Source organism: Methylocystis sp. (genome assembly GCF_050251305.1).
Taxonomy (GTDB): domain Bacteria; phylum Pseudomonadota; class Alphaproteobacteria; order Rhizobiales; family Beijerinckiaceae; genus Methylocystis.
Genome location: NZ_JBFWNB010000033.1, coordinates 21,453 through 35,530 on the forward strand (window position 1 = coordinate 21,453; position 14,078 = coordinate 35,530).

General features: G+C 64.4%; 12 protein-coding genes and 1 pseudogene. 1 reads left to right on the forward strand and 12 read right to left on the reverse strand.

The genetic code is table 11. From position 1 onward, the window contains the following. The first annotated feature begins 20 nt into the window (after nucleotides 1-20). On the forward strand, nucleotides 21-1,508 hold the full coding sequence (locus AB7F41_RS11705; RefSeq protein ID WP_428380346.1) for an NAD-dependent succinate-semialdehyde dehydrogenase: 1,488 nt from the start codon (nucleotides 21-23) through the stop codon (nucleotides 1,506-1,508). On the opposite strand, the gene AB7F41_RS11710 is transcribed toward AB7F41_RS11705, so the two are convergent. The 12 genes and pseudogenes from AB7F41_RS11710 to lnt form a co-directional block, all read right to left on the reverse strand. Then, nucleotides 1,509-3,014 carry a bifunctional metallophosphatase/5'-nucleotidase gene (locus AB7F41_RS11710; RefSeq protein WP_428380345.1) on the reverse strand — a complete coding sequence of 502 codons (1,506 nt, stop codon included), beginning with the start codon at nucleotides 3,012-3,014 and terminating at the stop codon, nucleotides 1,509-1,511. A 172-nt stretch (nucleotides 3,015-3,186) separates the two neighbouring features. Next, nucleotides 3,187-4,482: a pentapeptide repeat-containing protein gene (locus tag AB7F41_RS11715; protein ID WP_428380344.1), complete on the reverse strand. Its 1,296-nt coding sequence runs from the start codon at nucleotides 4,480-4,482 to the stop codon at nucleotides 3,187-3,189. A gap of 152 nt (nucleotides 4,483-4,634) precedes the next feature. Continuing rightward, a complete protein-coding gene (locus AB7F41_RS11720) occupies nucleotides 4,635-6,110 on the reverse strand; it encodes an ammonium transporter (RefSeq protein WP_428380342.1) in 1,476 nt (491 codons plus the stop codon). A gap of 32 nt (nucleotides 6,111-6,142) precedes the next feature. Beyond that, entirely contained in the window at nucleotides 6,143-6,481 is a 339-nt protein-coding gene (locus AB7F41_RS11725) for a P-II family nitrogen regulator (protein ID WP_428380340.1), read from the reverse strand. Nucleotides 6,482-6,839: 358 nt separating this feature from the next. Continuing rightward, a pseudogene (locus AB7F41_RS11730) lies at nucleotides 6,840-7,709 on the reverse strand (acyl-CoA thioesterase). Nucleotides 7,710-7,723: 14 nt separating this feature from the next. After that, entirely contained in the window at nucleotides 7,724-7,906 is a 183-nt protein-coding gene (locus AB7F41_RS11735) for a Trm112 family protein (protein ID WP_428380553.1), read from the reverse strand. Nucleotides 7,907-7,963: 57 nt separating this feature from the next. Further along, entirely contained in the window at nucleotides 7,964-8,632 is a 669-nt protein-coding gene (locus AB7F41_RS11740; RefSeq protein ID WP_428380339.1) for an LON peptidase substrate-binding domain-containing protein, read from the reverse strand. A 16-nt stretch (nucleotides 8,633-8,648) separates the two neighbouring features. Further along, nucleotides 8,649-9,542, reverse strand: coding sequence for a tetratricopeptide repeat protein (locus AB7F41_RS11745; RefSeq protein ID WP_428380337.1), 894 nt, complete (start codon nucleotides 9,540-9,542; stop codon nucleotides 8,649-8,651). Continuing rightward, complete coding sequence (gene trmB / locus AB7F41_RS11750) at nucleotides 9,535-10,281, reverse strand: tRNA (guanosine(46)-N7)-methyltransferase TrmB (RefSeq protein WP_428380335.1); 747 nt, start codon at nucleotides 10,279-10,281, stop codon at nucleotides 9,535-9,537. The genes AB7F41_RS11745 and trmB overlap by 8 nt, the downstream gene beginning before the upstream one ends. 112 nt (nucleotides 10,282-10,393) lie before the next feature. Continuing rightward, nucleotides 10,394-11,584, reverse strand: a complete 1,191-nt coding sequence (gene metK, locus AB7F41_RS11755; protein ID WP_428406589.1) for a methionine adenosyltransferase — start codon at nucleotides 11,582-11,584, stop codon at nucleotides 10,394-10,396. A gap of 125 nt (nucleotides 11,585-11,709) precedes the next feature. Further along, the gene (locus AB7F41_RS11760) at nucleotides 11,710-12,129 is read right to left on the reverse strand and encodes a helix-turn-helix domain-containing protein (RefSeq protein WP_428380331.1); all 420 of its coding nucleotides are present in this window, start codon (nucleotides 12,127-12,129) and stop codon (nucleotides 11,710-11,712) included. An 88-nt stretch (nucleotides 12,130-12,217) separates the two neighbouring features. Next, nucleotides 12,218-13,936 carry an apolipoprotein N-acyltransferase gene (gene lnt / locus AB7F41_RS11765; RefSeq protein ID WP_428380330.1) on the reverse strand — a complete coding sequence of 573 codons (1,719 nt, stop codon included), beginning with the start codon at nucleotides 13,934-13,936 and terminating at the stop codon, nucleotides 12,218-12,220. Nucleotides 13,937-14,078: the final 142 nt, after the last annotated feature.

Sequence of the window (14,078 nt, forward strand, 5' to 3'; positions counted from 1 at the left end):
CTGCCGCGCCACGGCCTGTCATGTCGAACAAAAACGCTAGCGTTCAGGGGGAGATAAAGTTGGCCGCACTCAGCGATCTTCGACTTCGAGAACAGGGATTCATCGACGGCTGGGTCGGCGCCGACAGCGGCGCGACCTTCGCCGTAAATAATCCGGCGACAGGCGCGGTCCTGGGCCATGTTCCCGACATGGGCGCGAGCGAGACGCGCCGGGCGATCGAATCTTGCGCGCAGGCGCTGCCAGACTGGCGCGACCGCGCCGCGAAGGAGCGCGCGCATATCATGCGCCGCTGGTTCGAGCTGATCATGGCCGATCAGGAGCGACTGGCGCGCATCATCACCGCGGAGATGGGCAAGCCGCTCGCTGAGGCGCGTGGCGAAATCGCCTATGCCGCGAGCTTCATCGAATGGTTCGCCGAGGAGGGGCGGCGCATTTACGGCGACGTCATCCCGGGACCGACCGACCGTCGTCTGCTCGTCTTCAAACAGGCGATCGGCGTGACGGCGGCGATCACGCCGTGGAATTTCCCCTCCGCAATGTTCGCGCGCAAGGTCGGCGCGGCGCTCGGCGCCGGCTGCACGATGGCGGTGAAGCCCGCGGAGCTGACGCCGTTCTCCGCGCTGGCGTTGGCGGAGCTTGCCGAACGCGCCGGCGTTCCCGCGGGCGTCATCAATGTGGTGACGGCGCAAGACCCGGCGCCCGTGGGGCTCGAGTTCACGCAAAACCCCATCGTGCGCAAGCTGACCTTCACCGGTTCGACCGAAGTCGGCAGAATTCTGCTGCGCCAGGCGGTCGAGAATATTCAGAAATGCTCGATGGAGCTTGGCGGCAACGCGCCGCTCATCGTCTTCGAGGACGCCGATCTCGACCGCGCCGTCGAAGGCGCAATCGCCACCAAATATCGCAACAGCGGCCAGACCTGCGTTTCGGCGAACCGCATCCTCGTTCACGCATCGATCCTCGACGCCTTCGCCGAACGGCTCACGGCGGCGGTGCGCGCGCTGAAGGTCGGCGATGGGACGCAGGAGGGCGTCGCGATCGGACCGTTGATCGAAGAGGCGGCGGTGGAAAAGGTCGAGCGTCACGTCGCGGATGCTGTGGCGCATGGCGCGAAGGTCGTCACGGGCGGCGCCCGTGACGCGCTTGGCGGCCTATTCTTTCAGCCGACGGTGCTTGTGAATGTGCCAGCCGACGCGCTCATCTTCAACGAAGAGACCTTCGGCCCCGTGGCGCCGCTGATATCCTTCGCGAGCGAGGCTGAAGCGGTGCATCTCGCCAACGCCACGCCCTATGGCCTCGCCGCCTATTTCTACAGCCGCGACGTCGCCCGCGTCATCCGAGTCGCCGAGCGGCTGGAATTCGGCATGGTCGGCGTCAATGAGACTCTGATCTCGACGGAAGTCGCGCCTTTCGGCGGCGTGAAACATTCGGGCCTCGGGCGCGAAGGATCGCGCTATGGCGTCGATGATTACGTCGAAATCAAATATGTCTGCCTTGGCGGACTCTGATCACTCGATTTTGATGCGGCCGTCGACGACGGGCGCGATCGTCCGGGCTTTCTCGATCGCGCTCATGACGACATTCGTCAGCAGCGGGCCTTCGAACTCATTGACGAGCGGCTTTCCGCGCAACAGCGCGACATAGCCGTCCTTGCCGCGCGCAAGGAAATCGACCGTCGCAACCTTGTAGAGCTTTGCGTCGTCGAGCGGCTTGCCGCCGATCTCGATCGACAGAAGCTTTGAGCCCGGAACAGCGTCGCGCCGCGCCACGATGCGGGCGCCGGAAATCTGAGCGAAGCGGCCGGCGTCCCGGCCGATCATCCAGACGGCGTTTTCCAAGGCGGCGCGAAGATCGGCGCCGAAAAGCTCCAGAGTCACAAGCTGGTTGTTGAACGGCAGCTCCCTCGCGATATCCTTGCGCGTCAGTTTCGCGCCAGGCGCGTAGATGCGATTGCCGCGAATGCCGCCGCCGTTGAGAATGGCGATGTCGGCGCCGGTCGCCGCCCGCATCGTGTCGGCGAAAAAGTCGCCGATCGCCGTCTCTTCGCCGCGCACGCTCGCCTTTCGGCTGTCGAGCGGCGTTTTGGCGACCCCGATCTCGACGTCGAGCGCCTTGTCGATCTCAGCCTGCCATTGCGCGACTTGCGCCGCGATCGCGGCGTCGGGCGCGACGTCGGCGGTGTCGACGATGCGGAACCTGGGCGTCCAGCGCTTGACGCCGTCGTCGCTGACGCGCATCTCGACGTCGATCGCGACGAGATTGACGCCATCGGCCTGTGTCTCGCCAATGGCGGCGCGCCCGTCATAGGCGACAAGAAGATTATGATCATGCCCGGACAAAACGATGTCGATCGGTCCGAGCTTCGCCAGGCGCAGATCGTCCTGCCATTCCGAATGCGTCACGACGACGACAAGATCCGCACCGGCGTCGCGCAGCGCCTGCGCCTCACGCTTGGCGGTCTCGATCGCGGGCAGGAGTTTCAGCGTTCCGGGACTGGACCGTCTCGCGGCCTCGTCGTCCGTCAGGCCGAAGAGGCCGATCTTCACCCCGTCGACGTCGATGATTTTGCTGTCGGCGAAGCCGGGCAGGGCGCGGCCTGAGGCATCGCGCAAATTTGCGGCGAGCAGCGCGAAATGCGTTTCGCCCATGCGCTGGCGGAAAATCGCTTCGCCGAAATCGAACTCGTGATTGCCGGGCGTGAAGACGTCAAGCCCCAAGCGGTTGAGGAGCTCGACGATATGCGCGCCCTTGTCGACGCTCGAAGTCAGCGACGGCGACAGCGTGTCGCCGGCATGCGCAACGATGACATTCTTCCTTTTTGCGCGCTCGGCCTTCAGGCCGCCGGCGATGCGCGCGAAGCCGCCGCGGCCGTCGCGTTCGGCCATCTCATAGATGTCGCTGAAGACGACGAAGGTCACGCCGACGACACGCGCGGCCGCATGTGTCGGGACCGGCAGCCAGAGCTCAAAAGCCAGGAAAAGAAAGAGACTGCGCCGTATGGCGAACTGCGTCATTGTCCTCGCCCTGTTTCACGTTGAAGTTGGGAGAAACACACTGTGCGGCCGCGCCATGACGAACGCAATACGGGTTGGCGCGATGTAAAATCCCTCTGCTTGACGCGGACGCCAAGCGCGCCGGGCGGGGCGAATAGAGCGCGCAGACCGTGATCAGCCGCTTCCAATGCGATCACTTCATTCGGAAGCGATTGCGCAAGGCGAGGCCAAGCAGGAAGAGAAGCACAAGACCGAGAAGCGCTTGCGCATTTCCAAGCCATTTCGCGCTTGTGCTCAGATGCGCGCTGACCACTCCATCCGGCTTGTACGGCAGGAAGGAAATCAGATTCGTCGCGCTCAATTCGAGAGCGTCCAGCGGGTCCATCGGCCCGTCGTCGAGCGAATCCGTCGTCGCAAACACGAGCGTTCCCGCAAGAAGCAGCACGCCGAGCGAGGCCAGCGGCCTGCCGATGCTCAGCCCATAGCCGCTAAAAAATTCATAAGCCCAGTTTGCGAACCAGTCGATCGCGCCGTTGAAGATCCAGTTGAGCGCGACAACGGCGCGATGTGCGCCAAGTCGTCGTGCAATTTCCCCAATCGGCCGCTTACGCAGTTCACGGCGCGCGCGTAATTCCTTTGAGAAGAGCGCTTGCTCTTCTTCGTGCTTTTTGAGCCGCTCCATCTCCGCTTTGAGTCGCGCGTAAGCGTCGATCTGCTCGATCGCGGCGTTGCTGTCAGCCGGCGGCTCTGGCCAGCCTATCCGCCGCCAACGGGCTTCTTCGGGGAGCGAAGCGTCGCGAAAATCGGGCACGCGCGTTTCAAATGTCGCAAAGCTGAAATCGGCGTGCGCCATCAGCTTGGCGGCTTTGAAGTCGGCGGCCCTTCGAAAAACCGAATCGAAGAATTTTGCTTCGGCGGAGAAACGCGTTTTCGCGAAATTTGCGTCGTCCAGAAAAACTGCGGCATTGAAGCTCGCGCCCGAAAACGCCGCCGCCGAAAAATTTGCATAGTCGAGAAAAATCGCGCGCTGGAAAGACGCCACTGCGCTGAAACTTGAATTGGCGAAACTCAAAAGGCTGGGAAAGAGAAAGCCATCGAATCGCACGTGGCGCTCAAACTGAACATCATCCAAATGCACCGAATAGATAGTATGATCCCGGTTCGGCGGAAGAACTTTTCTGTCTCCGGCGCGCCGCTCGAAGGCCGCGATGAAAGCTCGGAGCTCCTCTTCGTCGTACGGGATCAGTTCAGACTCATCGAACTCAAGGTTCTTCGCGTAGCGCGCGATCGCGTCGCGCAGCGATTCTTGGCGCTCTCTCGACAAGAACGTCGCGCACCATCTGTTCCAGGCGCAACGGTTTCGCCGCGCGAGCTCGCGATCGAAGATTTCGGCGTCGCCTGACCCTCTCTGCTCCCCATAGAGCGTCGCCATCAGATACCAGGCGTTTTCATTGGCGGGCGCGAGCGCGCGCGGGGGCTCGTCGGTCATGCCGAAAATGCTTTCGTAAAAGGCGACGTCTGCGTCCAACGAAGCTTACAACGCGCCGCCCTTCGCGGGGAGAGGGTCCCCGGGCAATCCGCGACGCAAAAAAGAAACGGCGCCCGTGGGCGCCGTTTCGCGTCGTGCCAGGAGACTGAGCGTTAGTAGTTGTAAGCGCGCTCGCCGTGATCGGTGATGTCGAGGCCTTCGCGCTCTTGATCCGGCGTCGGCCGCAGACCGACGATCACGTCGACCAGCTTGAAGAGGATCGCCGAACCGATGCCCGACCACAGCAGGGTCGCGACGACGGCGATTCCCTGCGCCTTCATCTGCGCCGCCATGTCATACGTGCCGACGAAGTCTTCAAGATTGGTGTAGTCGGTGATCCCGACGCCGCCGAGCTCCGGCGCAACCAGCAGTCCCGTCGCGAGTGCGCCGGTGATGCCGCCGATGCAGTGCACGCCGAAGACGTCGAGCGCATCGTCGTAGCCGACCTTCTTCTTCACGAAATCGACGAAGAAGAGGCAGATCGGCGAAACCGCCAGGCCGAGAACGATCGCGCCGATCGGGCCGGCGAAGCCGGACGCCGGCGTGACCGCGACGAGGCCCGCGACCGCGCCGGTGATCAGGCCGAGGAGCGAAGGTTTGCCCTTCACCAGCCATTCAACGATCATCCAGGAGAGCGCCGCCGCCGCGGTCGCCACCATCGTGTTGATGAAGGCCAGCGTCGTCGCGCCATTCGCCTCGAGGTTCGATCCGGCGTTGAAGCCGAACCAGCCGACCCACAGCAGAGAGGCGCCGACCATGGACAGGGTGAGCGAGTGCGGCGGGAGAGCCTCCTTGCCGTAGCCGATGCGCTTGCCGACGACGATCGCGCCAACCAGACCGGCGATGCCGGCGTTGATGTGGACGACCGTGCCGCCGGCGAAGTCCAGCGCGCCCAACCCGGCGAGCCAGCCAACGGCGGCGTTGAGCTCATCGATCTTGGCCTGCGCGGCCGCTTTCGCGGCTTCGTCGCCGGCGGCGGCGAGCTGCGTCGCGGCGTCGACCAGCGCATTCGGATCGGCGACGCCCCACACCCAGTGAGCGATCGGGAAATAGATGATCGTCACCCAGAACAGCACGAAGAGCAGCACGGCCGGGAACCTCATGCGCTCAGCGAAGGCGCCGACAATGAGCGCCGGCGTGATCATCGCGAAGGTCATCTGGAACACGATGTAAGCGTATTCCGGAATCACGCGTCCGGGCGTGAAGGTCGCCACATTGGATGCGGCCGTCACGCCTTTGAGGAACAGCTTGTCGATGCCGCCGATGTAATTGCTCAGCATGCCGCCATCGCCGAAGGCGAGCGAGTAGCCGTAGAGGGTCCAGAGGACGCCGACCAGCGAGACGATCGCGAAGGTCTGCGACAGGACGGACAGCATATTCTTGGCGCGCACCAGACCGCCGTAGAACAGCGCCAGGCCGGGGATCGACATCATCAACACCAAGAGGGATGACGTGAGCATCCAGGCGATGTCGCCGGGCGCGGGCGTGGGGTCGTTGGCGGCCAGCGCCGGCGACGCCAGCAACGCCGAAACCGCCGCTCCCGCGAGAATCGAAGCGACTGAGGCGCTTCGAGGCAGAAGAAGTTTCATGTGTGAGAGCTCCTGATGTTGCGGGGAGGCGATCAAAGCGCGTCGGCGTCGGTTTCGCCGGTGCGGATGCGGATGGCGCGCTCGAGCGGCGAGACGAAAATCTTTCCGTCGCCGATCTGACCGGTGCGCGCCGTGTTGGAGATTGCCTGGATCACCTGCTCGACGAGCGCGGCGTCGACGGCGACTTCGATTTTCAGCTTCGGCAGGAAGCTGATCGCATACTCTGCGCCGCGATAAATTTCCGTATGTCCCTTCTGACGTCCGTAGCCCTTGACTTCAGTCACGGTAAGGCCGTGCACGCCGATGTTGGTCAGCGCGTCGCGGACCTCATCGAGCTTGAACGGCTTGATGATCGCTGTCACGATTTTCATCTGCCAATCCTGTTGTTTATCGACCTCATGAGCGAGCGTTGCTCGCATGACGGCGGCGCCTGGTCGCGGCTCGCGGAGAGGACGCCGCCGCGTCGGCCCCTTCCAGCTTTCAAATGCCATGCCAGCTGCGCTGACGCCTGATTGCGCTGGTGGGCGGGCGCCGCCGGGCGGCGTCAGCCCCGCCTGACTTTCAGTCCAGGTTTCGCTATGCCCCTTATTGATGGCTGCAATGCCGCTGCCGCAAAGGACGGCGACCCCCGCTCGGCGCCTTCGCAAGAGGCGCACCCGCCGTCGTCGTTATGACTAAAATGTATGCAGCAAATCCAGAGCTGCCCAAACTCTGGGCAGGCGTCTGCAATCAGTTCGAGCGGCGCAGGCGCACCAAGCCTTCCTGGCTCACAGAGGCCACCAGCCGTCCCGCGCGGGTGAAAATCTGACCGCGCGTCAACGCCCGCGCGCCGCCGGCCCAGGGGCTTTGCTGCGCGTACAGCAGCCAGTCGTCGACCCGCAAGGGCTCGTGAATCCACAGCGCGTGATCGAGGCTCGCGACCTGGATCTTCGGATCGAAAATCGTGAGCCCATGCACGAGCAACGCCGTATTGAGCAAGGTCATGTCGGACAGTTAGGCGAGCAGGGCGTTGTGAATGGCGACGTCGTCGGGCAACGCGCCGCGCACGCGGAACCAGATCATCTGACCGGCGGCGCGGCGTTCCGGAAAGAACAGGTCGTCGGGCGCGACGACGCGCATGTCGAGCGCGCTTCGCCGCTTGAGCCAGCTCTCGGCCTGTTCCGGAAGAAAGGCGCGAAACCGCTCGACGAGCGCATGGACGTCATCAAGGCTCTCGGGATCCGGCGCGTCCGGCATCGGTGCGGCGTGCGTGAAACCCGACTCGCGGCGCTGAAACGACGCCTCCATCGAAAAGATCGTATGGCCGCGTTGAGATGCGTTGCAACGTCGCGTCGTGAAGCTTTTGCCGTCGCGCACGCGCTCGACCGAAAAGTCGATCGGCGACGTCGGATCGCCGGCGAGCACGAAATAGCCGTGCAGCGAATGGACAGGGCGGTCTTCGGGCGCAGTTCGCGTCGTCGCGACAAGCGCCTGCGCCACCGCTTGGCCGCCATAGACCTGACGGCCGGAAGAGGGCGGGCTGTAGCCGCGGAAGAGGTCAGGACCGCGCTCCTCCAGATCGAGAAGCGCGAGAAGCTTGGACGGCCCGGCTTCGTCCATTGCGGACGGAGTCGTCAATCGATCTGACGCGCTTCTTCAGGCAGCATGATGGGAATGCCGTCGCGGATCGGATAGGCGAGCCGCGCCGATCGCGAGATCAACTCCTGTCGCGCGCTGTCATATTCAAGCGTCGTCTTGGTCAAAGGGCAGACGAGGATTTCCAGCAGGCGCGGATCAATGCGGCTCGGCTCCGCCATGGATTCGAACTTCTCGGCGCCGGGATCGCGTTCATCAGTCATGATCGTCAATTTCCTTCAATGCCATTGCGGCCGGTCGCCGTTTCGTTGCGCGAGATCGAGCTTCGCGAGCGCGATCAGCGTTTCCGCGCGGGTCTTCAAATCGACCGCTTCGATCAGCGCCTGCTTGTCGTTGGCGCCGAACGGACACATCATCGCCAGCGCATTGACCAGCGTCTCGGTCGGCGCCGCGTCGATGCTCGCCCAGTCGACTTCAAGTTTCGAACATTCGGCGAAGTTGCGCAACATCGACACCATGCTTTCGCGGTCGACGGCGTCGGCCCCGGCGCCGGCGGTCAGGTCCTCGGCGAATTCGTCAAAATCGGCCTGGCACTGGCGGTAGGGCGTCGGGACGACGAGCTCCTCGAGCACGCGAAACCGCGCCACGCCGGTGAGGGTGATCAGATATCGGCCGTCGCCGGTTTCGGCGAGGCGCGTGATGCGTCCGGCGCAGCCGACGCCATAGAGGTGCGTCGCCTCGCTGACGGTCTCGTCTCCCGGCAATGGCTGGATCATGCCGATCAGGCGCGCGCCGGCGATGGCGTCGTCGACCATGGCGAGATAGCGCGGCTCGAAAACATTGAGCGGCAGTTCGCCCCGCGGCAGCAGAATGGCGCCCGAAAGCGGAAAGAGCGGCAACCGCCTCGGCAATTCGCCAGTGTCGGCATAGGGACGGTTCAGGCTCATATTGGCGAACGCCTCCCTAAGAATAGAGCAGAGTGGACAGTCGCCGCCGTGCGCTCACGGCGGCCTTGTCCATCGGTCCCCACGCCTCGAAAAACTGGATCAGCTGCTTCCTGGCCCCATCGTCATTCCAACTACGGTCGCGGCGGATGATTTCAAGCAGCGCATCGGCGGCTTCCTCGCGGAGCCCTTTGGCGTTGAGCGCGAGCGCGAGATCGAAATGCGCCTGAAGATCGTTCGGATCGAAATTGACGCGATTTCTCAAATCTTCGATCTCGCCGAGGTCCTGCGCCTGTTGCGCGTTCTGAAGCGCGGCTGCGGCCGCGGCGACGTCGGCGTCGCGGCGGACGACTTCGGGGAGCGCGTCAAGGAGCGCGGCGGCGTCGTCAAAGCGTTCCGAGTCGACGTAAAGACGGAGCAAGGCCGTGGCGGCCTTGACGTTGGGTGGTTCGCCGCCGGCGAGCTCCTGCAGAAGCGACTCCGCGCCGGCGAGATCGCCGTCCGCAATCATCGCCTGCGCCGCGTCCAGCGCATCGCCGGCCACCTCGATCGGGCCGACCAGCCGCTCCAGAAACCCCTTGATCTGACTCTCGGGCAGCGCGCCGACGAAGCCGTCGACGGGCCGCCCGCGCTGAAACGCGAAGACCGCCGGGATCGACTTGACGCCGAGTTGATCGGCGATCAGCGGTTCGGCGTCGATATTCATTTTGACGAGTGCGATTTTCCCGGCGGCGGCGGCGACCAGACGCTCGAGAATGGGCGCAAGCTGGCGGCAGGGTCCGCACCAGGGCGCCCAGAAATCGACGAGCACGAGCTGCCGCATCGACGCGTCCAGAACGTCGGCGCGGAACCGGTCGGTCGTCGTTTCGACCGGCGTCGTCGGCGCGCCAGCCATTCTCGCCGTTTCAACCATTCGTTGTTCCCCTCATCGTCATCGTCGGATTTTGGAGGCTTTGCCGCTCGGCGGCGGTCCGGCGTGGCGCCCGGACGAAGGTCAGATAGACCGGTTTGCGCCCTTCGGCCATGGCTTTGGCTTCATATTTGGTCTGGGTCCAGCCTGGCCAGGACAGGCGCCAGTCGTCGGCGCGCCGCGCGCGCCAGGCAAAGTCGGGATAAGCGCGAAGCCGCGCCAAGGTCCAGGCGGCGTAATCATCGATATCCGTGGCGAAGCGCAGCTCCGCGCCCGAACGCATCGTTCGCGCTAGCCGGTCGAGATTTTCGCGGGCGACGAAGCGCCGTTTGCGATGGCGCCGTTTGGGCCATGGGTCGGGATAGAACAGATAGACGCGCGACAGGGCGTCGTCCGGCAGCCAGTCGAGCACGTCGACGGCGTCGCCCTGGTGCAGCCGGATATTCGTCAGGCCGCGTTCTTCGATGCGGGCGAGGAGTTTCGCGACCCCATTGATGAAGGGTTCGCAGCCGATGAAATCGACCTCAGGGTTCGCGGTCGCCGCCGCGATCAAATGCTCGCCGCCGCCAAAGCCGATTTCAAGGTGCGTTTCTCGCGAAGCGGGCGCCGGCGGGAGCGAAAGATCGAGCGACAGACGCGGCAAGAGCTCAGCGATCAGGGCAGCCTGATGCTTGCGAAGCGCCTTGCCTTTCGAGCGACCGTAGAGGCGCGTATGCGGGCGTTGCTGAGGGGTCTCGGTCATAAGCGCTGACGGGCCGCGCTCATCGGGCGTCTCGCGGCTGTGGCAACCAATGTGAGGGTGGTTCCCACAGGCCCGAGTCGCCCGTCCGAGTCGATCCTAGATTCGGCGGAGCCTAGGCGAAATGCGCTTTCAGCTGGTCGACGAGATCCGTTTTTTCCCACGAGAAGCCGCCATCCGCGTCCGGCGTCCGGCCGAAATGGCCATAGGCCGACGTGCGGGCGTAGATCGGGCGGTTGAGCTGAAGATGCTCGCGAATGCCGCGCGGCGAGAGGCGAATGAGCTGCGGCAGCACCTCTTCGACCTTCTCCTCGCACACATTGCCGGTGCCATGCAGATCGACATAGATCGAAAGCGGCTCGGCGACGCCGATCGCGTAGGACAGCTGCAGCGTGCAGCGATCGGCGAGCCCGGCCGCGACGACGTTCTTGGCGAGATAGCGGGCGGCGTAGGCGGCCGAACGATCGACCTTGGTCGGATCCTTGCCCGAGAAGGCGCCGCCGCCATGCGGCGCGGCGCCGCCATAGGTGTCGACGATGATCTTGCGCCCGGTGAGTCCGGCGTCGCCGTCAGGCCCGCCGATGTAAAATTTGCCGGTCGGATTGACGTGCCAGACGGTCGCATTGGTGATCCAGCCGTTGGGCAGCGCGTCGCGGATATAGGGCTCGGCGATGCTGCGAATGTCAGCCGGCGTCAGGCTCTCGTCGACATGCTGATGCGACAGCACGATCTGCGTCGCCTCGACCGGCTTGCCGTCGACGTAGCGGACCGTGACCTGGCTCTTGGCGTCGGGGCCGAGACCCTTTTCCTTGCCGCTGTGGCGCGCCTTGGCGAGCTGCTCCAGAATCTTGTGCGAATAATAGATCGGCGCCGGCATCAGTTCGGGCGTTTCACGCACGGCGTAGCCGAACATGATGCCCTGATCGCCTGCGCCCTCGTCCTTGTTGCCGGCGGCGTCGACGCCCTGCGCAATGTCGACGGACTGTTCGTGCAGCAGCACTTCCACATTGGCGGTGTTCCAGTGGAAACCGCGCTGTTCGTAGCCGATGGCGCGAATGGCGCCGCGCGCGATCTCGACGATGCGTTCGAAGGGAATATGCGGCCCGCGCACTTCGCCGGCGATGACGACGCGGTTCGTCGTCGCGAGCGTTTCGGCGGCCACGCGAATGGCGTACGGGTCGAGGCCCGCCTTCGGACCTTCACGAAAAAACTCGTCGACGATCTCGTCGGAAATGCGGTCGCAGACCTTGTCCGGATGGCCTTCGGAAACGGATTCGCTCGTGAAAAGGTAATTCTTCCGGGTCACTTCCTATCTCCGATGGGTGTTGAGGACGACTCGAATAACTGCGCCGCAGGCCGGTCCATCTGCCAGCGCTCGTTCGTTGCGTCAAGCCGAAAAGCCCAAATCGTTCGTTTTGGAGAACGATATTTCTACTCTCCCGCGTGTTCCGATTGCTCTGCGAGCGTCGTGACCAGATCAAGCACGCGCTTGCGCACTTTGGGATCGCGGATGCGCGCGAAGGCGCGATTGAGATGCAGCCCCTCCGACGTCGACAGAAAGTCCACCACATATTGCGACGAGGACTCCTCCGCGAATCCGTCGGCTTGCGCAGCCGGTCCGCCGGCCGGGGCGTCTTCGAAGAAAAAGGACGGCGGCACCTTCAACGTCTTTGAGATCTGTTGCAGGCGGCTTGCGCCGATACGATTGGTGCCTTTCTCGTATTTTTGCACCTGCTGAAAAGTGATCCCGAGCGCTTCTCCCAGCTTCTCCTGACTCATTTTCATGAGAACGCGCTGCATGCGGACTCGGCTGCCGACATGGCGATCAATCGGATCTGGCGCCTTCTTCAACTTTACCGCCTCCTGCTGAGTTTTAGCCGAATCCTTCCCGAGCGCGCAAGCTACATTGCAGGTAGGTCCATGAATTTCAAGAAAGATTTCAATTGCTCGCGTCGTGCGGCGCTCTTTCGAGACGGCCGTCCGCCTTCCTGGCCCGCTCGGCGCTGGCGCGGAGCCCTGCAGAATGACGGGCGACGCCAATCAAAGCCAGCGCCGCCGCGACGCCAAGAAGGACAGGGAACGCCAGCGCGCCGGAGGCGGCGAAAAGAGTCGGGGCCGCCGCGCGGGGCAGCCTTCCGTCGATGAGGCCTTCCTGGCCGAGCGGCAGCGACTGAAGAATGCGCCCATAGGCGTCGATGATCGCCGAAACGCCGGTATTGGCGACGCGGATCATCGGCAGGCCCTCTTCAATTGCGCGCAGGCGCGCCTGGGCGAGATGCTGGTAGGGGCCGGTCGTGTGGCCAAACCATCCGTCGTTGGTGACGTTGAGAAACAATTGAGGGCGTTCGGCGGCGTCCCGCTGGACCGTCTCGCCTGAGAAGATCGCCTCGTAGCAGATCAGCGGCGCAACAGCCGGCAGACCGGGCGCGGCGAGAAGGCGCGGACCTGCGCCGCGGTCCCAGACGCCGGGAACCAGGTGATGAATTCCAAGCAGCCGCAGCGCCTCGTCGAGCGGTAGATATTCTCCGAAGGGAACGAGATGCATTTTGTCGTAGAAGCCGACGATCGCCTCTCCCTTCAGCGCCTCGATTGAATTGAAGATTCTGCCGCGCCGTCCATCGCCGCCGCCTTCGGCCCGCGCGGCGCCAGTCAACAATACGCCGCCTTTGAGCGCGTGGGCGATCGCCGTCAGCGCTTCGGGGTGATTGGAGAGAATGTAGGGAAAGGCGGATTCGGGCCAAACAAGATGGGTGACCCCGGCCAGTCCTGTCGGCCGCTCGCTTGTGGGGCGTTCCGAAAGCGCGAGATAGCGGCGCAGGATGTTCGCGCCGTTCTCGGGACGAAATTTCGCATCCTGAGGAAGGTTCGGCTGCATCAGCCGCAACGCGACGCCGTCGACATATTCGGTCTCATGCGCGCCGAGCCAAAACGCGCCATAGGCGAGCATCAGCAGGGCGAGCGCCGCCGCGGCCAGCAAGGCGCCGTTGATGCGGCGGGCTCCGCAGCGCGCGCGATCGACGAGCGTCGCCGGAGCGGCGAAAATCACGATCGCGAGGATGTCGAGCCCGTAGAGGCCGACGAGAGAGGCTGTCTGCGCCAGCGGACCGGACCCGGCGAGCGCCATGCCGAAATCGTTCCAGGGAAAGCCCGTGAAAAGATGTCCGCGAAGCCACTCGGCGCCGCCCAGCCCAACCGCCAGCGCAAAAATGCGCGCGCCGCCGGGCGACCACATCAGGCGCGCGGCGGCGAACCCCGCCGCCGTAAACAGCGCGAGAACCGCTGGCAACCCGAAGACGGCGAGCGGCAGCGCCCAGGCGAATTGATCGGCTTCGACCAGCATGGCGGCGCCCATCCACCAGAGGCCTGCGACGAAATAGCCGAAGCCGAGCCACCAGCCGGCGCCGGCCGCCGACAGAATTGGCGCAAGGGCGAAGCGCCGCGAGTCGCCGCGCTGCGCGGCGCCGTCGATCAGCCAGACGGCGACCGTCAGCGGCGCAAACATCGCGGGGATGACGTCGAAGGGTGCGAGCGCCAGGGCGCCGGCCGCGCCCGCGCCGAAAGCGATCGCCCGGCGCGTCCAGCCGCGGGCCTCAACGATTCGCTGCGGAAGCGACGCAGCCGGCGCGCGCGCGCCGGCGATCTCGGCAATCTGCGCCATCCTCAACCTTGTCTCATCCGAATCGACACGAGCGACTCTAGCGAGTTTCCAGGAGGCGCAAAGCCTTGGCCGTCCGGGTCGGCAGCCGCCGGCTCACGCGCACCATAGCCGCAGGATCGCGCCGGAATTCTTCACGAGCAGT

Excerpts from the sequence above, each read along its gene's own strand:
- AB7F41_RS11720 (WP_428380342.1), bottom strand. The coding sequence starts at position 6,110 with ATGAAACTTCTTCTGCCTCGAAGCGCCTCAGTCGCTTCGATTCTCGCG.
- trmB (WP_428380335.1), bottom strand. The coding sequence starts at position 10,281 with ATGACCGAGACCCCTCAGCAACGCCCGCATACGCGCCTCTACGGTCGC.
- AB7F41_RS11735 (WP_428380553.1), bottom strand. The coding sequence starts at position 7,906 with ATGGCGGAGCCGAGCCGCATTGATCCGCGCCTGCTGGAAATCCTCGTC.
- AB7F41_RS11715 (WP_428380344.1), bottom strand. The coding sequence starts at position 4,482 with ATGACCGACGAGCCCCCGCGCGCGCTCGCGCCCGCCAATGAAAACGCC.
- AB7F41_RS11740 (WP_428380339.1), bottom strand. The coding sequence starts at position 8,632 with ATGAGCCTGAACCGTCCCTATGCCGACACTGGCGAATTGCCGAGGCGG.
- AB7F41_RS11710 (WP_428380345.1), bottom strand. The coding sequence starts at position 3,014 with ATGACGCAGTTCGCCATACGGCGCAGTCTCTTTCTTTTCCTGGCTTTT.
- AB7F41_RS11705 (WP_428380346.1), top strand. The coding sequence starts at position 21 with ATGTCGAACAAAAACGCTAGCGTTCAGGGGGAGATAAAGTTGGCCGCA.
- lnt (WP_428380330.1), bottom strand. The coding sequence starts at position 13,936 with ATGGCGCAGATTGCCGAGATCGCCGGCGCGCGCGCGCCGGCTGCGTCG.
- AB7F41_RS11725 (WP_428380340.1), bottom strand. The coding sequence starts at position 6,481 with ATGAAAATCGTGACAGCGATCATCAAGCCGTTCAAGCTCGATGAGGTC.
- AB7F41_RS11745 (WP_428380337.1), bottom strand. The coding sequence starts at position 9,542 with ATGGTTGAAACGGCGAGAATGGCTGGCGCGCCGACGACGCCGGTCGAA.